Source organism: Rhizobium sp. RSm-3 (assembly GCF_001854685.1).
In the GTDB taxonomy this organism is placed as follows: Bacteria; Pseudomonadota; Alphaproteobacteria; order Rhizobiales; family Rhizobiaceae; genus Rhizobium; species Rhizobium ecuadorense.
Genome location: NZ_MAWZ01000003.1, coordinates 1 through 22550, shown reverse-complemented (window position 1 = coordinate 22550; position 22550 = coordinate 1). Strand labels below are relative to the sequence as shown.

Annotated in this window: 23 protein-coding genes; 9 read left to right on the top strand and 14 right to left on the bottom strand. The window is 62.0% G+C overall.

Annotated elements, in window-relative coordinates:
• Window positions 1-5 precede the first annotated feature (5 nt).
• Entirely contained in the window at window positions 6-740 is a 735-nt protein-coding gene (locus BBJ66_RS06395) for a response regulator transcription factor (RefSeq protein ID WP_190238074.1), read from the bottom strand.
• 337 nt (window positions 741-1077) lie between these two features.
• On the opposite strand from BBJ66_RS06395, the gene BBJ66_RS06390 reads away from it, so the two are divergent.
• The 3 genes from BBJ66_RS06390 to BBJ66_RS06380 all read left to right on the top strand — a co-directional run bounded on the left by BBJ66_RS06390 (window position 1078) and on the right by BBJ66_RS06380 (window position 3865).
• Window positions 1078-2688 (top strand): phosphoenolpyruvate carboxykinase, encoded by a 1611-nt coding sequence (locus BBJ66_RS06390; RefSeq protein ID WP_049732682.1) that lies wholly within the window; start codon window positions 1078-1080, stop codon window positions 2686-2688.
• A gap of 120 nt (window positions 2689-2808) precedes the next feature.
• Window positions 2809-3252 carry an alternative ribosome rescue aminoacyl-tRNA hydrolase ArfB gene (gene arfB, locus BBJ66_RS06385; RefSeq protein ID WP_071085787.1) on the top strand — a complete coding sequence of 148 codons (444 nt, stop codon included), beginning with the start codon at window positions 2809-2811 and terminating at the stop codon, window positions 3250-3252.
• Between the two features lies 1 nt (window position 3253).
• The gene (locus BBJ66_RS06380; protein WP_071085786.1) at window positions 3254-3865 is read left to right on the top strand and encodes an alpha-ketoglutarate-dependent dioxygenase AlkB family protein; all 612 of its coding nucleotides are present in this window, start codon (window positions 3254-3256) and stop codon (window positions 3863-3865) included.
• A gap of 18 nt (window positions 3866-3883) precedes the next feature.
• Here the strand turns inward: BBJ66_RS06380 and coaA are convergent, their stop codons facing one another.
• The 9 genes from coaA to hisB are packed head-to-tail and all read right to left on the bottom strand — an operon-like array spanning window position 3884 to window position 9315.
• Complete coding sequence (gene coaA / locus BBJ66_RS06375; RefSeq protein WP_049732684.1) at window positions 3884-4879, bottom strand: type I pantothenate kinase; 996 nt, start codon at window positions 4877-4879, stop codon at window positions 3884-3886.
• Window positions 4876-5199, bottom strand: a complete 324-nt coding sequence (locus BBJ66_RS06370; RefSeq protein WP_049732685.1) for a phosphoribosyl-ATP diphosphatase — start codon at window positions 5197-5199, stop codon at window positions 4876-4878. Before BBJ66_RS06370 ends, coaA begins: the two co-directional genes overlap by 4 nt.
• 17 nt (window positions 5200-5216) lie before the next feature.
• A complete protein-coding gene (gene hisF / locus BBJ66_RS06365) occupies window positions 5217-6005 on the bottom strand; it encodes an imidazole glycerol phosphate synthase subunit HisF (protein WP_071085784.1) in 789 nt (262 codons plus the stop codon).
• Window positions 6005-6751, bottom strand: a complete 747-nt coding sequence (gene hisA / locus BBJ66_RS06360; RefSeq protein ID WP_071085782.1) for a 1-(5-phosphoribosyl)-5-[(5-phosphoribosylamino)methylideneamino]imidazole-4-carboxamide isomerase — start codon at window positions 6749-6751, stop codon at window positions 6005-6007. Before hisA ends, hisF begins: the two co-directional genes overlap by 1 nt.
• 6 nt (window positions 6752-6757) lie before the next feature.
• Window positions 6758-7315 (bottom strand): hypothetical protein, encoded by a 558-nt coding sequence (locus tag BBJ66_RS06355; protein WP_071085781.1) that lies wholly within the window; start codon window positions 7313-7315, stop codon window positions 6758-6760.
• Window positions 7312-7494 (bottom strand): hypothetical protein, encoded by a 183-nt coding sequence (locus BBJ66_RS06350; RefSeq protein WP_071085779.1) that lies wholly within the window; start codon window positions 7492-7494, stop codon window positions 7312-7314. The genes BBJ66_RS06355 and BBJ66_RS06350 overlap by 4 nt, the downstream gene beginning before the upstream one ends.
• Window positions 7495-7546: 52 nt before the next feature.
• The gene (gene hisH, locus BBJ66_RS06345) at window positions 7547-8197 is read right to left on the bottom strand and encodes an imidazole glycerol phosphate synthase subunit HisH (RefSeq protein WP_071085777.1); all 651 of its coding nucleotides are present in this window, start codon (window positions 8195-8197) and stop codon (window positions 7547-7549) included.
• A gap of 2 nt (window positions 8198-8199) precedes the next feature.
• On the bottom strand, window positions 8200-8685 hold the full coding sequence (locus tag BBJ66_RS06340; protein WP_071085775.1) for a DUF2628 domain-containing protein: 486 nt from the start codon (window positions 8683-8685) through the stop codon (window positions 8200-8202).
• Window positions 8686-8706: 21 nt separating this feature from the next.
• Window positions 8707-9315, bottom strand: coding sequence for an imidazoleglycerol-phosphate dehydratase HisB (gene hisB, locus BBJ66_RS06335; protein ID WP_003583306.1), 609 nt, complete (start codon window positions 9313-9315; stop codon window positions 8707-8709).
• 175 nt (window positions 9316-9490) lie between these two features.
• On the opposite strand from hisB, the gene hslV reads away from it, so the two are divergent.
• The 5 genes from hslV to BBJ66_RS06310 all read left to right on the top strand — a co-directional run bounded on the left by hslV (window position 9491) and on the right by BBJ66_RS06310 (window position 16272).
• Window positions 9491-10018 carry an ATP-dependent protease subunit HslV gene (hslV, locus tag BBJ66_RS06330; protein WP_049732693.1) on the top strand — a complete coding sequence of 176 codons (528 nt, stop codon included), beginning with the start codon at window positions 9491-9493 and terminating at the stop codon, window positions 10016-10018.
• Window positions 10019-10111: 93 nt separating this feature from the next.
• Entirely contained in the window at window positions 10112-11419 is a 1308-nt protein-coding gene (hslU, locus tag BBJ66_RS06325) for an ATP-dependent protease ATPase subunit HslU (protein ID WP_071085773.1), read from the top strand.
• A 189-nt stretch (window positions 11420-11608) separates the two neighbouring features.
• Window positions 11609-12556: a DUF1402 family protein gene (locus BBJ66_RS06320; protein ID WP_071085771.1), complete on the top strand. Its 948-nt coding sequence runs from the start codon at window positions 11609-11611 to the stop codon at window positions 12554-12556.
• Between the two features lie 48 nt (window positions 12557-12604).
• Window positions 12605-14017: a cytochrome P450 gene (locus tag BBJ66_RS06315; RefSeq protein WP_071085769.1), complete on the top strand. Its 1413-nt coding sequence runs from the start codon at window positions 12605-12607 to the stop codon at window positions 14015-14017.
• An 83-nt stretch (window positions 14018-14100) separates the two neighbouring features.
• Window positions 14101-16272, top strand: coding sequence for a malate synthase G (locus tag BBJ66_RS06310; RefSeq protein ID WP_071085767.1), 2172 nt, complete (start codon window positions 14101-14103; stop codon window positions 16270-16272).
• A gap of 77 nt (window positions 16273-16349) precedes the next feature.
• On the opposite strand, the gene BBJ66_RS06305 is transcribed toward BBJ66_RS06310, so the two are convergent.
• Window positions 16350-17033: a L,D-transpeptidase gene (locus tag BBJ66_RS06305; protein WP_049732698.1), complete on the bottom strand. Its 684-nt coding sequence runs from the start codon at window positions 17031-17033 to the stop codon at window positions 16350-16352.
• Between the two features lie 179 nt (window positions 17034-17212).
• Here BBJ66_RS06305 and BBJ66_RS06300 point away from each other — a divergent pair, with 179 nt between their 5' ends.
• On the top strand, window positions 17213-17707 hold the full coding sequence (locus BBJ66_RS06300; RefSeq protein ID WP_071085765.1) for an MmcB family DNA repair protein: 495 nt from the start codon (window positions 17213-17215) through the stop codon (window positions 17705-17707).
• Window positions 17708-17719: 12 nt separating this feature from the next.
• Here the strand turns inward: BBJ66_RS06300 and BBJ66_RS06295 are convergent, their stop codons facing one another.
• From BBJ66_RS06295 to hrpB, 3 genes are all read right to left on the bottom strand, one after another.
• Complete coding sequence (locus BBJ66_RS06295) at window positions 17720-18298, bottom strand: ActR/PrrA/RegA family redox response regulator transcription factor (protein ID WP_049732700.1); 579 nt, start codon at window positions 18296-18298, stop codon at window positions 17720-17722.
• A gap of 67 nt (window positions 18299-18365) precedes the next feature.
• Window positions 18366-19676 (bottom strand): ActS/PrrB/RegB family redox-sensitive histidine kinase, encoded by a 1311-nt coding sequence (locus BBJ66_RS06290; protein ID WP_049732701.1) that lies wholly within the window; start codon window positions 19674-19676, stop codon window positions 18366-18368.
• 23 nt (window positions 19677-19699) lie between these two features.
• Window positions 19700-22165 (bottom strand): ATP-dependent helicase HrpB, encoded by a 2466-nt coding sequence (gene hrpB, locus BBJ66_RS06285; RefSeq protein WP_071085763.1) that lies wholly within the window; start codon window positions 22163-22165, stop codon window positions 19700-19702.
• Window positions 22166-22550: the final 385 nt, after the last annotated feature.

Here is a 22550-nt window from a genome sequence, read left to right as displayed (position 1 = left end):
TGGACTCAGGCTGCTTCGCGGAAGCGGTATCCCACTCCGTAGAGCGTTTCAATCATATCAAAGTCGTTGTCGACCATCTTGAATTTCTTACGCAGCCGCTTGATGTGGCTGTCGATGGTCCGGTCGTCGACATAGACCTGTTCGTCATAGGCTGCATCCATCAGCGCGTCGCGGCTTTTGACGACGCCGGGGCGCTGCGCCAGCGAATGCAGGATCAGGAATTCGGTGACCGTCAGGGTCACGGCCTCACCCTTCCAGGTGCAGGTATGGCGTTCCTGATCCATGACCAGCTGCCCGCGCTCCAGCGAGCGGGCCTGCTGCACGGCGCCGTTCTTCGGCGCGCCGGCGGGGCTGGCGCCGGCGGCTGCGGCTTCACGGCTTGAGGCGCGGCGCAGCACGGCGCGGACGCGCTCGACCAGCAGGCGCTGCGAAAACGGCTTGGTGATGAAATCGTCGGCGCCCATTTTCAGGCCGAAGAGTTCATCGATCTCCTCATCCTTGGAGGTGAGGAAGATGACGGGAATGTCCGACTTCTGCCGCAGCCGGCGCAGCAATTCCATGCCGTCCATGCGCGGCATCTTGATATCGAAGATCGCCAGCTGTGGCGGCCGCGCCAGAAGGCCGTCGAGGGCCGAAGCACCGTCCGTATAGGTCTCGACCTTATATCCTTCGGCCTCCAGTGCGATCGACACCGAGGTGAGGATGTTGCGGTCGTCATCAACGAGCGCGATTGTCGGCATGGTGTTGGTCTCCGTCATCAGTGCGCAATCTCCCGGATTTGCTTTCCCCAGGCGGTCTCAATGACCGGATGCGCTTATGGAGGATAAAGGTGGAACAAATTGTGGCAAAGATAAAGGGAAAGATTGTCATGGATTTCGAAGGCAATCTTGAGTGGTGCGGTAAAATGTTTCAACGTCCCCATCTAAAACGATTTAAAATTATGGCGCTAAATTTAAATCGATTAAATAATTGATATTACTATATTTTTTCAAGTTTTGTCTCTTGTGTTTTAAAATTTCTGCCCGTATTTTCGCGATTAGTTTTAACGGCAACGAGCCTGAGCGAAGGGAACTAGCCATGGAAATGTTCGGAGTTCATAACCCGGCAACAGAGCTGGCAACGGTTGGATTGGGCGGCGCAGCCAGCGTCCGCTACAACTTTTCCGCCGCCGCGCTCTATGAAGAATCGATCCGCCGGGGCGAAGCCGAACTGACTGCTCAGGGTGCGCTGCGGGCCCTCACCGGCCAGCACACCGGCCGTTCGCCACGCGACAAGTTCGTCGTTCGCGACAGCAATACCGATGGCGAAATCTGGTGGGACAACAACAAGCCGCTCTCGCCGGAGCATTTCGCTCTACTGCGTGCGGATATGCTGGCGCATGCCGCCGGCAAGGACCTGTTCGTCCAGGATCTCGTCGGCGGTGCCGAAGAAGGCCATGCGCTGCCGACCCGGGTCGTCACCGAGTTTGCCTGGCATTCGCTGTTCATCCGCAATCTGCTGATCCGCCCCGAGGCCGCAGCGCTGCCGGCCTTCGCGCCGAAGCTGACGATCATCGATCTGCCGAGCTTCAAGGCCGATCCGGCCCGCCACGGCTGCCGTTCGGAAACGGTGATCGCCTGCGACCTGACCAATGGTCTCGTCCTCATCGGCGGCACCTCCTATGCCGGGGAAATGAAGAAATCGGTGTTCACCGTTCTCAATTACCTGCTACCGGCCAAGGGCGTGATGCCGATGCACTGCTCGGCCAATGTCGGTCCGGACGGTGATGCGGCAGTGTTCTTCGGCCTGTCCGGCACGGGCAAGACGACGCTGTCGGCCGATCCGGCCCGCACGCTGATCGGCGATGACGAACACGGCTGGAGCGAAAACGGCATCTTCAACTTCGAAGGCGGCTGCTACGCCAAGACCATCCGTCTGTCGGCCGAAGCCGAGCCGGAAATCTACGCGACGACGCAGCGTTTCGGCACCGTGCTCGAAAACGTCGTGCTGAACGAGCGCCGCGAGCCGAATTTCGATGACGGCTCGCTGACTGAGAACACCCGCTGCGCCTATCCGATGCATTTCATCCCGAACGCCTCGGAAACCGGCCGGGCCGGGCATCCGAAGACGATCATCATGCTGACCGCCGATGCCTTCGGCGTCATGCCGCCGATCGCCCGTTTGACGCCCGACCAGGCGATGTATCACTTCCTTTCCGGCTACACCGCCAAGGTGGCCGGCACCGAAAAAGGTGTCGTCGAGCCGGAAGCGACCTTTTCCACCTGCTTCGGTGCGCCCTTCATGCCGCGGCATCCGGCTGAATACGGCAACCTGCTGAAGGAGCTGATCAGCCGTCATGGCGTCGAGTGCTGGCTGGTGAATACCGGCTGGACCGGCGGCGCCTACGGCACCGGCAAGCGCATGCCGATCAAGGCGACGCGCGCCCTTCTCGCGGCTGCCCTCACCGGCGAACTCGGCCAGGTCGAATTCCGTGCGGACACCAACTTCGGCTTCGCCGTGCCGGTCTCCGTCAACGGTGTCGACAGCAGCATCCTCGACCCGCGCTCGACCTGGGCCGACAAGGCAGCCTATGACGCGCAGGCCGAAAAGCTGGTCTCGATGTTCATCGCCAACTTCGCCAAATTCGAGGATCACGTCGACGGCGGCGTCCGCGACGCGGCCCCGGGCGTAAAGGTTGCGGCCGAATAAGCGAAGCTCGCCTTAAACAGATTCTCTGACTCACGTGAAACCCGGCATCGCAGGATTGCCGGGTTTTTCGGTTGACGGTCGATATTTTCAATTCGCCGCCGATGTGAGATAGAACGCCGCATGGCCAGCGACGCGCTCTATATCGATGACAGGATCACCATCGCCGGATGGGAGCTGACGGAACAGTTCGTTCTGGCGGGCGGTCCCGGCGGGCAGAATGTCAACAAGGTGTCGACCGCGGTCCAGCTGTTCTTCAACATTCCGAATTCGCCGTCGCTCAATGATCGCGTCAAGGCCAATGCGGTCAAGCTCGCCGGCCGGCGCCTGTCGAAGGACGGCGTGCTGATGATCGAGGCGAGCCGGTTTCGCAGCCAGGACCGCAACAGAGAGGATGCGCGCGAGCGGCTGAAGGAGCTGATTCTGGAGGCCGCCAAACCGCCGCCGCCGCCGCGCAAGAAGACCAGGCCGACCAAGGGTTCGGTCGAACGCCGCCTGAAGGAAAAATCCGGCCGCTCGGAAGTCAAGAAAATGCGCGGCCGCCCTGGCGGCAGCAGCGGCGACTGACATGCCCGAACTCTTAAGCGGTATTCGCCATCTTCCCGGCTATCTCGACCGGGCGCGCCAGGAGGCGTTGGTCGAGGTGATCCGCACCATTGTCGCCGAGGCGCCGCTTTATGCGCCGGTCATGCCCGGCACCGGCAAGCCGATGTCGGTGCGCATGACCAATTGCGGGCCGCTCGGCTGGGTGACCGACAAGGAGCGCGGCTACCGCTACCAGCCGACGCATCCGGCAACCGGCAGGCGCTGGCCGGATATGCCGCAGGAATTGCTCGCTATCTGGAATGATGTGGCCGGTTACGACAAGCCGCCGGAAGCCTGTCTGGTGAATTTCTACTCCGACGAAGCGCGCATGGGCCTGCATCAGGACAGGGACGAGAGGGATCTACAGGCGCCGGTTGTCTCGATCTCGCTCGGCAATAGCTGCCTCTTTCGTGTCGGCGGTCTCAACCGCAATGATCGCACGCTATCTTTCAAGCTTGCGAGCGGTGATCTGGTCGTTCTGGGCGGCGAGGGGAGGCTTTGTTTCCATGGCGTCGACCGCATTCATCCGGCGACCTCGACGCTGTTGAAGAATGGCGGCCGCATCAATCTGACGCTGCGCCGCGTCAATCCGTGAGGATCGGAATAGCGCCTGCTATAGTTTCCGCAGCGCGACCTGCTCGATCAGATGATCCTTGCCCTTTTTCAGGATGAGATCGGCACGCGGCCGCGTCGGCAGGATGTTCTGGCGCAGGTTTTTCAGGTTGATATTCGCCCAGAGATCTCCGGCGATTTCGAGCGCTTCCGCGTCGCTGATCGAGGCGTAGCGATGGAAAAAGGAGTTCGGATCGCGGAAGGCGGTCTCGCGCAGCCGCATGAAACGGGCGACGTACCAGTTGTGGATCTGGTCTTCGGCGGCATCGATATAGATCGAGAAGTCGAAGAAATCGGAGACCATCGGCACGATCTTGCCGCCGGCCGGCAGGTCGCGCGATTGCAGCACGTTGATGCCCTCGAAGATCAGGATGTCGGGCCGGTCGACGATCTTGTATTCGTCCGGCAGCACGTCATAGACCAGGTGCGAATAGCTCGGTGCCTTGACATCCGGCTGCCCGGCCTTGATTGCCGAGAGAAAGCGCAGGATCGCCGCCGTGTCGTAACTCTCCGGAAAACCCTTGCGCTGCATCAGCTTTTCCCGCTGCAGCACGGCATTCGGATGAAGGAAGCCGTCGGTGGTGACGAGATCGACCTTCGGGCTGGAAGGCCAGCGTCCCAGAAGCTCCTTGAGGATACGGGCGGTGGTCGATTTTCCGACGGCGACCGAGCCGGCGATGCCGATGACGAAGGGAGTCTTCGTCACATCGGAGAGGCTGAGGAAGCGGTTGCGCTGCTCGAACAGCATCTGCGAGGATTCGACATGCGCCGACAGCAGCCGCGACAGCGACAGATAGATGCGCCTGACCTCGTCGAGGTCGATCGGGTCGCCCATCGAACGCAGACGTTTGACCTCGTCGCTGGTCAGCGTCAGCGGCGTATCGGCGCGGAACTTCGCCCATTGTTCGGAAGAGAAGAAGTGGTAGGGCGAATAGGAGTCCGACTGGAAGTGATCCAACGTTTCCGGCACCCCGATAATCTCAGTCGCGATACTCATGAACTCTGCCGGCCGGCCTTTTCCTTGAGGCCGGACTGCGCGGTTCTGCGCTCGAGTTCGGCCATGACATTCTCTAACGGTATTTCAGCAATCTTCAATACGACCAAAAGGTGATAGAGCACATCGGCGGCTTCATATGTCAGATTGTCGCGGTCGCCGGTCACCGCCGCCATCACGGCTTCGATCGCCTCTTCACCGAGCTTCTTGGCCGCTTTCGGCTGGCCGGCGGCGACGAGCTTGGCTGTCCAGGATTGCTCCGGCGAGGCCGCCGACCGCTCTTTGACGATGCTTTCGAGATCGGAAAGGGAAAATCCGCTCATATGTCCGCTTTCAAGGTTCAGTCGAGACGCATGTCGATGCCGCACTTCGACATATAGTGCTTCGCCTCGCCGACGGAATAGGTGCCGAAATGGAAGATCGACGCGGCGAGCACGGCATTGGCATGGCCCTGTTTGACCCCGGCGACGAGGTCGTCGAGGTCGCCGACACCGCCCGACGCGATGACGGGCACACGCACCGCATCGGCGATCGCCCGCGTCAGTTCCAGATCGTAGCCGACCTTGGTGCCGTCGCGGTCCATCGAGGTGACCAGCAGCTCGCCGGCACCGCGCTCGACCATCTTCTGGGCGAATTCGACGGCGTCGAGGCCGGTCGCGTTGCGGCCGCCATGCGTGTAGATTTCCCAGGCGCTGAGATTGTCGCCGCCAACCGCCTGTGTGCGTCTGCGCTTGGCGTCGATCGAAACGACGATGCACTGGTCACCGAACTTGTCGGCCGCCTCCGTGACGAAATCCGGATTGCTGACCGCTGCCGAATTGATCGAGACCTTGTCGGCGCCGCACAGCAACAGCTTGCGGATATCGGCGATGCTGCGCACCCCGCCGCCGACCGTCAGCGGCATGAAGCATTGGTCGGCGGTGCGTGAGACGACATCGAAGATCGTCTCACGATTGTCCGAGGAAGCGGTGATGTCGAGGAAGCAAAGTTCGTCGGCGCCGGCCGCATCATAGGCCTTGGCCGCTTCGACCGGATCGCCGGCATCGACGAGATTGAGAAAGTTGACGCCCTTGACGACGCGGCCGTCCTTGACGTCGAGGCAGGGAATGACACGGGCTTTAAGGGTCATTATGCGGTCTCCTTTGCCCTGTTGGCCTTGATCAGCGCCAGCGCCTCTTTGGGATCGATACGGCCGTCGTAAAGCGCCCGGCCTGAAATCGCCCCTTCGAGCTTCTGCGCATCCGGCTGCAGCAAACGCCTGACATCGTCGAGCGAGGCAAGGCCGCCGGAGGCGATGACGGGAATGGAAACGGCCTCGGCAAGCTCCAGCGTCGAAGCCCAGTTGATGCCGGCAAGGATGCCGTCCCGGTCGATATCGGTGTAGATGATCGCACTAACGCCGGCGCCCTCGAATTTCCGGGCGAGCTCGACGATCCCGAGTTCGGACGCCTCCGCCCAACCCTCGACGGCCACTTTGCCGCCCTTGGCGTCGATGCCGACGGCGACGTGGCCGGGAAATTTCCGGCAGGCCTCGATGACCAGATCAGGATTTCTGACTGCAACGGTGCCGAGAATGACGCGCCGCAGCCCGCGCGACAGCCAGGCTTCGATATGATCGAGGGTGCGGATGCCGCCGCCGAGCTGTACCGGATTTTTCGTTGCCTTCAAGATGGCTTCGACGGCGTCGCCATTGGCCGAATGTCCCGCAAACGCGCCGTCGAGATCGACCACATGCAGCCATTCGAAACCCTGCTCTTCGAAGGATGTCGCCTGGGCGGCCGGATCGGTGTTGTAGACCGTCGCCTGCTGCATGTCGCCGAGCTTCAGGCGGACGCATTGGCCGCCCTTCAGGTCGATCGCGGGAAAAAGGATCATATCGTCTTACGTCCGTAGAGTGGTCGGTACCATCAGCGCATTCCACGCATCTACGATATCCGAGTGGAAAAAGACAGCGGCAATGGTGGCCGCGCCGAAAAGCAGAAGAAGGAGCAGGGTGACGGTAAAGCCGGCACGGACCTGGCGCCAGAAGCCGAGGCGCCGCTTCATCGATTTTTCGATGTCGCGCACCTGTCGCAGCGCCTGGCTGTTGACGGCGGCCAGCCGGATTTCCGGCTCCATCGCCTCCACATAGGTTTCGGCATAACTCGACAGGATCTGCGAGGCGCGGTCGCGCAGCGTATTGCGCAGGTCGGTCGAGAGATAATTGCCGGCGATCGCGGCAAGCTCGGCCTCATTGGGCGACCGGCCGGCATTGCGCTTGCGATAGCTGAGGACGAAGTCGCGCCTCTGCCGCTCGTAGAGGGCGTAGCCAAGCAGGCCGATCAGATCGTCCTCGCCTTCGATATAAAATTCCAGCACGGCTTCAGTGATGTCGGCGGCGTTGATGCCGTTGGCGCGCAGCTGCGAATTCTCGCTGCCGGCAAGGAATTCATGGGTCATCGGTCCAGCCTTTCTTTCAACGCCTTGGCTGCATTGGAAAGCGCTCTTTTGTGAATGGTCTCATCGACACGGCGGATGATCGTTCCGTCGGGAAGCCGGATGTCCGAGAAGGGAGGCAGGCCTTCTCTGGAGGGTCTCAGCGTGTAGAACACCTTGCCTGATTTCCGCGACGCCGGCATCGAGCGCACTCCTGTTCCGCCTTTTCCATAAAGGGGAAATAAGGCTGAGCTATTACGGGTTCCAGCGCAGGAAATTGGCGATCAGCGCCAAGCCGAGTTTCTGGCTCTTTTCCGGGTGAAACTGGGCGCCGACCATGTTGTCGCGTCCGACGAGAGCGGTCATCGCACCGCCATAGTCGACGGTCGCGATGACATCCTCGGCGTTCTCGGCGGCAAGATGGTAGGAATGCACGAAATAGGCATGCAGCCCCTGCGGGCCGGTCGCAATGCCGTTGAGGACCGGGTGGTCCCGCTGCAGGTCGAGCGTGTTCCAGCCGATCTGCGGGATCTTCAGTTGCGGGTCGTCGGGCGTCATCCCGACGACGTCGCCGCGGATCCAGTTAAAGCCCTGCGTCACGGTCTTCTCGAGGCCGCGCGATGACATGAGCTGCATGCCGACGCAGATGCCGAGGAACGGCCGCGCCTTCTTCTCGACGGCCTCGATCAGCGCCTCGGCCATGCCGGGCACGGCATCGAGGCCGCGCCGGCAATCGGCATAGGCGCCGACACCCGGAAGCACGATACGATCGGCGGCGGCAACATTTTCGGCCCTGTCGGTGAGATCGATATGCGCATCGATGCCCGCCTCACGGGCGGCCCGCTCGAAAGCCTTGGTGGCCGAGCGCAGATTGCCCGAGCCATAGTCGATAATCGCGACGCGCATCGTCAGCGTCCTCCATCAAAACCAAAGAGACCAAGCGATGTCGCTTGGCCATGCGGGCCGTTCGGCCGGCTCTTGTTCTGCCAGTCCGGTGTCGCGGCGTCATCCCCGGCCGCAGGAGCCGCCCTGTCGAAGAAGTAGACGTCTTCGGCAATGCCGATCGTATCGGCTGCAATGAGTGCGTCTTCATTCCAGCCCTTGCCGGCGAGGTTGCGGATACGGAGATTCTGGCCCTCGAGGCCGACCAGCAGGTTCACGCCCAGCGTGAGTGCCGCGCCCGCCGGCCAGAGACCCGGCTCGTCCATCAGTGCGCCGCCGATCGCCTGCAGCAGAAAGGCGGCCGCCGCATATAGCCACAGCCGATGGGCCAGCAGCCAGGCCCATGGAAACAGCAGACCGAGCCATGTGAAGCCGTCGCGGATCACGCGCGTCTCGTCAAGGCGCGTGCCTGCGCTGCCGGGCGGTGTCAGGAAGATATAGCTGGATGTCATTGTCGCCGCTCCCTTGAGGGCTCAGACGAGCGTGCCCTTGGTCGAGGGAACGCGGCCTGCCTGTCTCGGATCGATCTCTGTCGCCGTGCGCAATGCGCGGGCGACGGCCTTGAAGCATGTCTCGGCAATATGGTGATTGTTAGCGCCATAATGGTTGAGAATATGCAAGGTGATGCCGGCATTCTGGGCGAGCGCCTGGAAGAATTCGCGAACGAGCTCGGTGTCGAACGTGCCGATCTTTGGCGCACTGAAAGCGACGTTCCAGACGAGGAACGGCCGGCCGGAAAGATCGACCGCGGCCTTGGTCATCGTCTCGTCCATGGCGAGATCGATCGAGGCGTAGCGCGTGATGCCGCGCCGGTCGCCGAGCGCCTTGGAGATCGCCTGGCCGATGGCGATGCCGGTATCCTCGACCGTGTGGTGGTCGTCGATATGCAGGTCGCCCTTGGCTTCGATCTCCATGTCGATGAGGGAATGCCGCGAAAGCTGGTCGAGCATATGGTCGAAGAAGCCGACGCCGGTCGAAATCTTCGATTTGCCGGTGCCGTCGAGATTGACGGAGACGGAAATCGAGGTTTCGTTGGTCTTGCGGGAAACGCTGCCCGTGCGGCTTGCTGCGGTCTCGGCCATATGGCCCTCCATCGGAATAAGGCCGTTCCTTATCAGGCGTATCGGCAAATATCCAGAAGCCGGGCAAGAGAAAAGCCCGCCCATTTGCAAACGGCGCCGGCCTGCTTACATAGGGCTCAACAGGGCCGATGTGCGGTCGAGGTAAAAGCCCGCGTCGTGGGCAGACAGGTGTTTGATGACAACGATCATTACAGTTCGAAAAGGCGGCAAGGTGGTGATGGCCGGCGATGGCCAGGTGAGCCTCGGCCAGACCGTCATGAAGGGCAATGCCCGCAAGGTGCGCCGCATCGGCAAGGGTGAGGTGATCGCCGGTTTTGCCGGCGCCACCGCCGATGCCTTCACCCTGCTCGAAAGGCTTGAGAAGAAGCTGGAGCAATATCCCGGTCAGCTGATGCGCGCCGCCGTCGAGCTCGCCAAGGACTGGCGCACCGACAAATACCTGCGTAATCTCGAAGCCATGATGCTCGTCGCCGACAAGTCGATCACGCTGGCGATCACCGGCAATGGCGACGTCCTGGAGCCCGAGCATGGCACGACGGCGATCGGTTCGGGCGGCAATTTTGCCTTCGCCGCCGCCCGCGCGCTCATGGATACCGATAAATCGGCCGAAGAGATCGCGCGCCGCGCCCTCGAAATCGCCGCCGACATCTGCGTCTATACGAACCACAATATCGTGGTGGAAACGCTGGATGTCGAAGGCTGACCGTCAGGTCTTCCGGCCGCTGCTGCGGCGAACAAAGAGGAATTGCGGCCGGGTGCTGTTGATGGCCCCGGACCGCCAGGAGAATGACAGGCAATGACGACTTTTTCCCCCCGCGAGATCGTTTCCGAACTCGACCGCTACATTATCGGCCAGCATGATGCCAAACGCGCCGTTGCGATCGCGCTGCGCAACCGCTGGCGCCGCCAGCAGCTCGACCCGAGCCTGCGCGACGAAGTCATGCCGAAGAACATCCTGATGATCGGCCCGACCGGTGTCGGCAAGACCGAGATCTCCCGCCGCCTGGCGAAACTCGCCGGCGCGCCCTTCATCAAGGTGGAAGCCACCAAATTCACCGAAGTCGGCTATGTCGGCCGCGATGTCGAGCAGATCATCCGCGATCTGGTCGAGGTCGGCATCGGTCTGGTGCGTGAGAAGAAACGGATCGAGGTCCAGGCCAAGGCGCATGTCAGCGCCGAGGAGCGTGTTCTCGATGCGCTGGTCGGCACCACCGCATCGCCCGCCTCCCGCGAAAGCTTCCGCAAGAAGCTGAGGGACGGCGAACTCGACGACAAGGAAATCGATATCGAGGTGGCCGATGCCGGTTCCGGCATGGGCGGCTTCGAAATACCCGGCATGCCGGGCGCCAATATCGGCGTGCTCAACCTGTCGGAAATGTTCGGCAAGGCGATGGGCGGACGCACCAAGAAGGTCCGCACCACGGTCAAGGCCTCCTATACCGACCTGATCCGCGATGAATCCGACAAGCTGATCGACAATGAGGTGATTCAGCGCGAGGCCGTTCGCTCCACCGAGAATGACGGCATCGTCTTCCTCGACGAAATCGACAAGATCGCCGCCCGTGACGGCGGCATGGGCGCCGGCGTTTCGCGCGAAGGCGTCCAGCGCGACCTGTTGCCGCTCGTCGAAGGCACGACGGTCTCGACCAAATACGGGCCGGTGAAAACGGACCATATCCTCTTCATCGCCTCCGGCGCCTTCCATGTCTCCAAACCGTCGGATCTTCTTCCCGAGCTGCAGGGCCGCCTGCCGATCCGTGTCGAATTGCGGCCGTTGAACAAGGAGGATTTCCGCCGGATCCTGACCGAGACGGAAGCGAGTCTCATCCGCCAGTACCGTGCGCTGATGGAAACCGAAAGCCTGAGCCTCGAATTCACCGACGACGCGATCGATGCGCTCGCCGATGTCGCCGTGCATCTGAACTCCTCCGTCGAAAACATCGGCGCCCGCCGTCTGCAGACGGTGATGGAGCGGGTCCTGGACGATATTTCCTACAATGCGCCCGATCGCGGCGGCACGGCCGTCACCATCGATGCCGCCTATGTGCGCGAACATGTCGGTGATCTCGCCCAGAATACCGATCTCTCGCGCTTCATTCTGTGATATCGGCGCACCGGTCCATGTCTTTCCCGATGTGAATGCCGGATTGTGACGAACGCTCTCTCGACAGCGGGCCTTTTCCTTTTTAGTGAAGGCCCGTTTTGTTTTCCGCTCCGGCTTTATTCGGCCAAGATTCTGGTCCAGTCAGCCGCATCGCAAACAGGACGATGGAACGGGACGGGATAGCGGATCGTGCGACGCCTTTTGACAAGCCTTTTGATTGCCGCTGCCCTGGTGAATTCGGCGCCTGCCTTCGCCATGCAGACGGTGCCGGCCGGCAACCGTCATGCCGAGCAGCCCGATATTCCGGGCGCGTCCGTCAGGCGCACCAAGGGAACCAAGAGCAGCTTCGATCTGAAATATGAAAAGGTCCACGAGCTCTTGGCGACCGATCGCGAGCTGATGGGCAAGATCCGCAAGGTCTCCAGCGCTTACGGCATCAATCCCATCCATGTCGTCGGCGCGATCGTCGGCGAACACACCTATAATGTCGACGCCTACGACCGGCTGCAGGCCTATTATGTCAAGGCTGCTTCCTATGCCGGAGAAAGCTTCCGCTTCGCTTATGACGGCGAAAACGTCGACGATTTCGTGGCGCGGCCGCAATTTGCCGAATGCAAGGCCAAGAGTGATTCCTACACGCTCTGGTCCTGCCGCGAGGATGTCTGGGAAAGCGATTTCCGCGGCAAGACGGTGGGTGGCGAGAGCTTCCCCAACAACCGCTTCAGCGCAGTCTTCTTTCAGCCCTTCTATGCCGGCCAGACCTTCGGCCTCGGCCAGGTCAATCCGCTGACGGCGCTGATGCTCTCCGATCTCGTGTCACGCGTCTCCGGCTATCCGAAGCTGAACGAGAAGAATGCCGGCGCCGTCTACAGGGCGATCATGGATCCCGATATCTCGCTCGCCTTCGTCGCCGCCTCGATCCGCCGGTCGATCGACGATTACAAGGAGATTGCCGGCATGGATATTTCGGGCAATCCCGGCCTGACCGCGACGCTTTATAATGTCGGCAACTCGCGCCAGCGCGCCGCAGCCCTTGCTGCGAAAAACCGCGCTTCCGGCACGGCTGTCTGGCCCGAGGAGAATTATTACGGCTGGCTGATCAACGACAAGCTGGACGAACTCAAGGGCCTGCTCTAGCTTCAAGCCTGACGGGAAGGCGTCGATCTTCCCCGAAAGGCTTTTCCGATGGACATGCGTCCTGATCCCTTCGTTCCGCCGGCGCCGCTGCCGCGCACTGCGCCGCCGAGCCGGCTGGAAATCATCCGCACCATTCTGCGCAACCCGCTCGAGCTCTGGGGCGAACCGTCCTACACGCTGCCCTGGATCCGCACCAATTTCTTCGGCCAGAGGACGCTGATCGTCAACGATCCCGGCCTGATCAAGCATGTGCTGGTCGACAATGCCAATAATTACCGCATGTCGGATGTGCGCCAGCTCGTCCTGCGGCCGATCCTCCGCGACGGTCTTCTGACTGCCGAAGGTTCTGTCTGGAAAAGATCACGCAAGGCGGTGGCGCCGGTTTTCACACCTCGCCATGCCCAGGGCTTTGCCGGGCAGATGCTGCGCCAGTCGGAAGACTATGCCTGCAAATATCAGAGCGGGGGCGAGGCGGGGGCAATTTTCGACATCAGCACCGATATGACCGAGCTGACCTTCGCGATTCTGGCCGACACGTTATTTTCAGGTGAAATCGTCACCTCGAGCGGCCATTTCGCCGATGACGTCAACGCGCTCCTGCATCGCATGGGCCGCGTCGATCCGATGGATCTGATGCGCGCACCGGCCTGGGTTCCACGTGTGACACGCATCGGCGGGCAGAAAGTGCTGGAGAAATTCCGCACCATCGTACGCGACACGATGGATATGCGGCTCGCCAAGATGAAGGCGGATCGCCGCACGGCGCCCGAAGATTTCCTGACCCTGCTGCTGGAGCAGGCCGGCCCCGACGGGCTGACGAAGGAAGAAATCGAAGACAATATCCTGACCTTTATCGGCGCGGGCCATGAGACCACGGCTCGGGCATTGGCCTGGACGCTCTATTGCGTCTCGAACAGCCCGCATATCCGCGAGGCGATGGAGGCGGAAATCGACGCGGTGCTCGCCACCGGGGCCGAACCAGTGGCATGGCTGGATATGATGCCGCAGACGCGCGCCGCCTTCGAGGAGACGTTGCGCCTCTATCCGCCGGCGCCATCCATCAATCGCGCCGCCATAGCGGATGATTCCTGGATAAGCCCCAAGGGCGAGCGGGTCGAGCTTGAGGCTGGGGTCACGGTGCTGATCATGCCTTGGACGCTGCACCGCCACGAACTCTATTGGGACAGGCCGCGCGCCTATATGCCCGAGCGCTTCCTGCCCGAAAATCGCGGTTCTATCGGCCGTTTCCAGTTCCTGCCTTTCGGCGCCGGTCCGCGTGTCTGCATCGGCGCAACCTTTGCTCTTCAGGAGGCGGTGATTGCCCTTGCCGTCCTGATGCATCGCTATCGCTTCGATTCCACCGATGAGACCAACCCCTGGCCGGTGCAGAAGCTGACGACGCAGCCGCAGAACGGCCTGCCGATGCACGTGACGCCGCGCATAGTTTCCCGAGTGGCATAAATCTTTCGAATTATTGCGGAATTGACTGTGAATGAAAGCCGGGCAAAGTGGCAGCATGACAGTTGTTGCAGGGAGAATGCCGCATGAGCCGCATTGATAAGAACGGGCTTGCCGTCGAAGCCGTCCTTCATGATTTTCTCGTCCAGGAAGTTTTGCCGGGCCTGGCGGTCGATGCGGACAAGTTCTTTGCCGATTTTTCGGCGATCGTCCACGACCTCGCTCCGAGGAATCGGGCGCTGCTGGCAAAACGCGACGAGCTGCAGCTCAAGATCGACGACTGGTATCGCCGGCATGGCGCGCCTGCGGATATGGACGACTACCAGTCCTTCCTGCGCGAAATCGGCTATCTCCTGCCTGAGGGATCGGACTTCCAGGTGTCGACCCAAAATGTCGACCCCGAGATCGCCTCGATCGCCGGTCCGCAGTTGGTCGTTCCCGTCATGAACGCCCGCTATGCGCTGAACGCCGCCAATGCCCGCTGGGGCTCGCTCTATGATGCGCTTTATGGCACGGACGCCATTCCCGAGGGTGACGGCGCCGAAAAGGGCAGGGGGTACAACCCGAAACGCGGTGAGAAGGTCATCGCCTGGGTGCGCGATTTCCTCGATACGTCGGTGCCGCTGCAGGAGAGCCACTGGAAGGATGTCGGCAGTTTCGCCGTCAAGGATGGAGCGCTCGCCCTCCGATCGATCGACGGCGAACAGATATCGCTTGGGAATGACGGACACTTTGCCGGCTATCGCGGCGATGCCGCCGCCCCGACGCATATTCTCCTGAAGAACAACGGCATCCATATCGAGATCGTCATCGACGCGACGACGGCCATCGGCAAGTCCGATCCGGCTCATATTTCCGATGTCTGGCTGGAATCGGCGATCACTACGATCATGGACTGTGAGGATTCGATTGCCGCCGTCGATGCCGAGGACAAGGTCGTCGTCTACAGCAATTGGCTCGGCCTGATGAAGGGCGATCTGCAGGAGGAGGTGGCAAAGGGCGGGGCGAGCTTCATCCGCAAGCTTAACCCGGATCTGGAATATACAGGCCCGGATGGCACCGCCTTCGAAGTGCATCGCCGCTCGCTGATGCTGGTGCGCAATGTCGGCCACCTGATGACCAATCCGGCGATTCTCGACAAGGACGGCAATGAAGTGCCTGAGGGCATCATGGATGCCGTCATCACCGGCCTGATCGCACTTTACGATATCGGCCCGGCTGGCCGGAGGAAGAATTCCCGCGCCGGCTCCATGTATGTGGTCAAGCCGAAGATGCACGGGCCCGAGGAGGTCGCCTTCGCCGTCGAGATCTTTTCGCGGGTCGAAGATGCGCTTGGGCTACCGCGCAACACCATCAAGATGGGTATCATGGATGAGGAGCGCCGCACGACGGTCAATCTCAAGGAGTGCATCCGCGCTGCCCGCGAGCGCGTGGTCTTCATCAATACCGGTTTCCTCGATCGTACCGGCGACGAAATCCACACCTCGATGGAAGCAGGCCCGATGATCCGCAAGGGCGACATGCGCCAGGCAGCCTGGATTTCAGCCTATGAGAACTGGAACGTCGACATCGGTCTCGAATGCGGCCTCGCCGGCCACGCCCAGATCGGCAAGGGCATGTGGGCGATGCCGGATCTGATGGCGGCGATGCTGGAACAGAAGATCGCCCACCCGAAGGCCGGGGCCAACACCGCCTGGGTCCCGTCGCCGACGGCTGCAACCCTGCACGCCACCCATTACCATCGTGTCAATGTCGCCAGGGTTCAGCAGGGGCTGAAGGACCGGGCCCGCGCCAAGCTCTCCGACATTCTCTCGGTGCCGGTTGCGGTGCGGCCGAACTGGTCTCAGGAGGAAATCCAGCGCGAACTCGACAACAATGCCCAGGGCATCCTCGGCTACGTCGTGCGCTGGGTCGATCAGGGCGTCGGCTGCTCGAAGGTGCCCGACATCAACAATGTCGGCCTGATGGAGGATCGCGCCACCTTGCGCATCTCGGCCCAGCACATGGCGAACTGGCTGCATCACAAGGTTGTCAGCGAGGCTCAGATCGTCGAAACCATGAAGCGCATGGCCGCCGTCGTCGACCGGCAGAACGAGGCGGACCCCGCCTACCGGCCGATGGCAGGCAATTTCGACGGCTCGATCGCCTTCCAGGCCGCTCTCGATCTCGTCTTGAAGGGCAGGGAGCAGCCGAACGGCTATACCGAGCCGGTGCTTCACCGCCGCCGCCTCGAGCTGAAGGCGAAGCTGGCTGGTTGAGAGTATAGCCGGGAACAGAAAAAGGCCGCCGGGACGACAGTCCGGCGGCCTTTTTTATACCGAATTCGGTCTCTAGCTTACTGGATGACGACGACCTTGGACGTGCCCTTGCCGGGACGGACGCGGCTGTAAAGGTCGATGACATCCTGGTTCATCAGGCGAATGCAGCCCGAGGAAGCGGCAGTGCCGATCGAAGCCCATTCCGGCGTGCCGTGCAGGCGGAACAGCGTGTCCTTGCCGTCCTCGTTGAAGAGATACATGGCGCGCGCGCCGAGCGGATTGCTGAGACCCGGGCCCATGCCGTCTTCGACATACTTGGCGACGTCTGGGCGGCGAACGGCCATTTCCTTCGGCGGGTGCCAGGTCGGCCATTCCTGCTTCCAGGCGACGTAGGCGGTGCCGGCCCATGCGAAGCCCTGCTTGCCGACGCCGATGCCGTAGCGCATCGCCTTGCCGTTGGCCAGGATGTAATAGAGGAAGCGCTCGCGCGTGTTGACGATGATCGTTCCGGGACGCTCCGTGGTCTGGTAGCTGACGACCTGGCGGCGGAACTGCGGCTTGACCCTGTCGATCGGGATCGCCGGCAGAGAGTATCCGGCATCCTTCGTTACGCCATAGGCGTCGTTGAAGATCTGGGCTGTCTGTACGGTCGGGCCTGCGCCCTTGTCGTCGACGGATGCGCTGTCTGATGTCGTGGAGCAACCGGCCAGTGCGAGCGTCGTCAGCAGGCCAAGTACCGGGAATGCATTGCGGATGCGCATAGATGACTCTTGAAGTTTTGGGGCAAGGAGAACAGTCTTTCGACCATCGTTGATTATGGTTTATTTTCGATTAACTTGCGCTTTGCAAGGCTACTGCAGCGCGACAAATCCGTCTGCCGCGCAAATTAAAAGCGCATGGTTTTTTTGCAACAACTCGCCAGCCCCTGGGATGGTTATCCATGACGATTTTGAGCGTTTACAATAACAATCCGTTAATCGATGGCCGGCAATCGGACAGAGCCATGATGGTGCGGCGGGGAACGCAGATATTGCTGCATGAAATGCGCCACGCCGTGCTGCCCGAACTGCCGCTGGCCAGCGGCCGCCGCGCCGATTTGATCACCGTTTCGGAAAAAGGCGAGGTCTGGATCGTCGAAATCAAGACGTCGATCGAGGATTTCAGAGTCGATCGCAAGTGGCCGGAATACAGGCTGCATTGCGACCGCCTGTTCTTCGCGACTCACGAGGATGTGCCGCTCGACATCTTTCCCGAGGAGTGCGGGCTTTTCCTCTCGGATGGTTATGGCGCCCATATGATTCGCGAGGCGCCGGAACACCGCATGGCCCCGGCGACGCGAAAATCCGTCACGCTCAATTTCTCGCGTGCCGCCGCCCAAAGGCTGATGATGGCCGAATGGGCGAACGGAAAGCCGTTCACCGTCGATGATGTCTGACGGATGTCTCGCCTATTTCGGCGCCCGTTTGGCAAGGATGCGCTGCAGCGTGCGCCGGTGCATATTGAGCCGGCGCGCCGTTTCCGAGACGTTACGCTCGCACATTTCGTAGACCCGCTGGATATGTTCCCAGCGCACCCGGTCGGCCGACATCGGGTTCTCGGGAAGCTCCGCCTTTTCGCCCGCCCGCTGCGTCAGCGCCGAAAAGACGTCGTCGGCATCCGCAGGCTTTGCCAGATAGTCGACGGCGCCAAGCTTCACGGCGGTCACCGCCGTTGCGATATTGCCGTAGCCGGTCAGCACGATGATCCTGGTGTCGTCGCGCCGCTGGCGGATCGCTTCGATGACGTCGAGCCCGTTGCCGTCACCGAGCCGAAGGTCGACCACCGCATATTTCGGCGGCCTGCCTTTCGATTTCGCAACACCTTCCGCCACTGATTCGGCCGTCTCTACCTGGAAACCGCGTGTCTCCATAGCCCGGGCCAGCCGGCGCAGGAACGGCCCGTCATCGTCGACGATCAGCAGGCTGGCGTCGGGACCGATATGGTCTTCACCCCCGGCGGCGAAATTTTCGTGATTTTGTTCTGTCATCGTCTTGCCCTGGCGCTTGAACGCCCGATCTGCGTCAACCGCTTATATCCTACTTATGCCGACAAAGTCACTTTGTCGAATTTGCGTCGATTAGCATGCGCGGCCATTCGATCCGGATACGTGCGCCCGCGCTTTCCGGGTCGCGATTCTCGAAAATCAAAGATGCCCCCGAGCGCTCCAGCAGGGTCTTGGCGATGAAAAGCCCGAGCCCGAGGCCGCCCGCCGTATCCTCCTTCTGCCGCCTGGTCATGTAAGGCTCGCCGATCCGCGTCAGAATATCGGGGGCGTAACCGTTGCCGTCGTCCTCGATGACGATCAGCACTTTATCGTGATCATGCTCGACGGTGATCCTGACTTTCTCCCGCGCATAATCGACGGCGTTTTCGATCAGATTGCCGAGCCCATACATGATGCCGGCATTGCGGTCGGTCACCGGCTCGTCCTTGCGCGGGCTCTTTTCGATCAGCTCCAGTACGATGCCGAATTCCCGGTGCGGCGCGACGACCTCTTCGATCATCGAGGAAAGCGGCAGCCGCCGCATATGCGCTTCGCCTTCCGAGGACAGTGTCGTCAGCCGCCGCAGGATGTCACGGCAGCGTTCGCTCTGGCTGCGCAGCAGCATCACATCCTCGCGGAAACGATCGTCGTCCTTGAGTTCCCGCTCCATTTCCTTGGCGACGACGCTGATCGTCGCAAGCGGCGTGCCGAGTTCGTGGGCGGCGGCCGCCGCCAGTCCGTCGAGCTGCGAAAGATGCTTTTCCCGCTGCAGCACCAGTTCGGTCGCGGCCAGCGCATCGGCAAGCTGGCTCGCTTCCATCGACACCCGGTAGGCATAGAAGGCGGCGAATGCCATCGTCGAGGCGATCGAGCACCAGACGCCGAACTGCATGACGTTGTGGACATTGATCTCGACGCCGTCGAACCACGGCAGCGGAAACGGCGAAAAGGCAAGCACGGTGATGCAGACCATCGCAAAGCCGATCAGCGCCGTGCTGTAACGGATCGGCTGCGAGGCAAAAGAGATGATGACCGGCACGCAGACGAGGGCTGCGAAAGGATTGGCAAGGCCGCCGGTGATGAAAAGCAGCGCGCAGAGCTGCAGAAGATCGAAGCCGAGCAGCGCAAAGGCGGCCGGCGATTCCAGCCGGTGTGTCGGCGGATAGCGGATCGTCAGGTAGAAGTTCACCCAGGCAAGCGCGGCGATCAGCGACGAGCTGGCAATCAGCGGCAAGGGAAATTTCAGCCAGAAGGCCACGATGAACACCGTCAGCGCCTGCCCGCCGACCGCAAGCCAGCGCAGCCGCACCAGCGTCTGCAGGCGCAGCCTGCGGCTGCTATGGCGGTCCTCCAGCGTATGGCTTTCCGTCTTGTCGATCATGCCGAGGGCTCCTCAAATGGCCCTCATGTACCACGCGGTTTCGCCCGTGTCGTCGGCAAGGCGTCTTCCGGCCGCTCCGGCCAGGGATGCCGGGGATAGCGGCCGCGCATATCGGCGCGCACATCCTTCCATGAACCGGCCCAGAAGCCTGGCAGGTCGCGGGTCGTCTGGATCGGCCGGTGCGCCGGCGAGGTCAGTTCGAGCAGCAGCGGCAGACGGCCTCCGGCGATCGCCGGGTGCTGCTTCAGCCCGAACAGCTCCTGCACGCGGATCGTCAGCACCGGCTCCTCGCCCTCATATTGGATCGGATGCCTCTGGCCGGTCGGCGCTTCGAAATGGGTCGGCGCAAGTCGGCTAAGGTCGCGCTGCAACTCGTGCGGCACCAAGGACATCAGCCCGTTCGAAAGCCCGGCTGCGGAAATTTCGGAGAGGCCGCGGGCTTCCGTCTGATAGGGGCCGAACCAGTCGTCCAGCCGGGAAAGCAGGGCATTGTCGCCGACATCGGGCCACGGCTCGCCGATCGTCCGGTGAAGGAATCCGATCCGCTCGCGAAGCTGCACGGCCTCCTTCGAGAAGGCGAGGTGATCGAGCCCGAGCTCGCGCACCCCCTCCACCAGCGCCTGGGTGACCGTTGGCCCGGAAGGTCGCGGCAAGGGCGTCTCTTCGAAGACGATCGCACCGAGCCGGGTTGCCCGCCGCGCCCGTATCTGCCGGCTTTGCCGGTCGAAGAAGATCTGATCGCCGGTTTTGATCTCGCCGGGCAGCTCGGCGTCGATATCGCCGCGGGTCACCTCGGCTGCCGCCAGAACCCGCGCCTGCGCCGCCCGGCCGGTAAGGTCGGCGATGACAAGCATCTGACTGCCGGCCAGCCTCTCGGTCTCAGGCAGTTCCGCGCCGCGCCCGTTCGCCATGACGAATCGGCCGCGCCCGCCGCGCTGAAGCGCGATTCGATCCGGGAATGCATGCAGCAGCAACGGGCCCGCAAGCGCCGGCGCCGTTGCAGTGACTCTGTCGAGGCCGCTCGCCAGCCGCCCCGCCAGTCGCCGCGAGGCCTCCGCTCTTTCGCCGCGCTCGGCCCTGAAGCGTCGCAGCCGCTCCTCGATATCGATGTTGGTTCCGCCTAGCCCCTGTTCGGTGAGAAGCACGGCGATCAATGCCGCATCCCGGGCGTGCCCCGATTCGCCTGCGGAAACGACCATGGCCGCGAGCCGCGGCGGCAAAGCGAGATCGCGCATCACCTTGCCGCGCGCTGTCAGCGCCCCATCCTTGTCGAGCGCACCGAGCTGGCCAAGCAGCACCCGCGCTTCCTTAAGCGTCGTCTCCGGCGGCTGGTCGACAAAGGCAAGCGATGCCGGATCCTGAACGCCCCAATGGGCAAGATCGAGCACCAACCCGGAAAGATCGCTGGACAGGATCTGCGGTGGCGTGAAGGCCGGCAGGGCCGCTGTCTGTCCCTGGTGCCACAGCCTGACGGCGATGCCCGCTTCGGTTCGCCCGGCACGGCCCGCCCGCTGATCGGCGGACGCCCGCGACACGCGCACCGTCTCCAGCCGTGTGATCCCGGTCGACGCCTCGAACACCGGCAGGCGCTGCAGCCCGCTGTCGATCACGATCCTGACGCCGTCGATCGTAATCGAGGTTTCGGCGATCGACGTCGCAAGCACGATCTTGCGCGTGCCCTTCGATGCCGGCCGGATTGCCGCGTCCTGCTCCTTCTGGCCAAGATTGCCATAGAGCGGTGCAATCAGTGTCTCGGGTCCGAATCGTCCCTGCAGCCGTTCCGCGGTTCGGGTGATTTCCGCCTGGCCGGGCAGGAAAGCGAGGATCGAGCCGGTTTCATCGGCATGGGCATCGAGTATCGCCCGTGTGACCGCATCCTCGATGCGCTCGCCGCCCGTCCGATCCTGGTAGCGGATATCGATCGGAAAGCTGCGCCCCAGGCTTTCGATGACAGGCGGATGGTTGAGAAGGTCTGCCACACGTTCGACGTCGAGGGTCGCCGACATGACGAGGATACGCAAATCCTCGCGCAGCGCCGACTGAACATCGAGCGCCAGCGCCAGCCCGAAATCGGCATCGAGCGAACGCTCATGAAATTCGTCGAAGATCACCGCAGAGACACCGGTGAGCTCCGGATCGTCGAGGATCATTCGGGCAAAAACCCCTTCGGTCACCACCTCGATCCGCGTCGCCGCCGATATTCTGTTGTCGAGGCGCATGCGGTAGCCGACCGTGCCGCCAACCTGTTCGCCGAGCAATGACGCCATTCGGCTTGCCGCCGCCCTCGCTGCCAGCCGCCGCGGCTCCAGTAGGATGATCTTGCCGTCGCCGCGCCAGGCCTGGTCAAGCAGGTAAAGCGGCACCAGCGTCGTCTTGCCGGCGCCGGGGGGTGCGGAAAGGACGGCGCGTTTCTGCTCGCCCAGGGCGGCACCGACGGCCGGCAGGACATGGGAAACCGGAAGCTCCGGCAATGATGCACTGATTGTCACTTTCGCCCTGTCATCGTCTTATAGGCAAGGATAGCGCCGGCCGGCCGTTCTTCATCGAGAATAAGCGTCCTTCACTTCGCCGGGTCGTTCTTTCCTCCCAGACTAGCCAGTGAGGCGCGTCATAGGCAAGCACCTGGAATTCCCCGTCGGGCTTCCCATATAGACCTTGCCTCCCTCGCCGAAGCCATTCTTTCGGGATTCGGCGAAAACGAATCTCAAAAACCGCCCGATCGGGCGGCGAATTTCTTCGCTTTGAGCGGAAGGCGCTAAAAGCCCTTCATTTTCAACCTGTTACAAAAATGTCAAAAAACTTTGGTTTGGTGTGTTGACTTGGAAAAGGGGTTAGTTCTATAAGCCCACTCACTGAACGAGGGCGGCGGCGCTG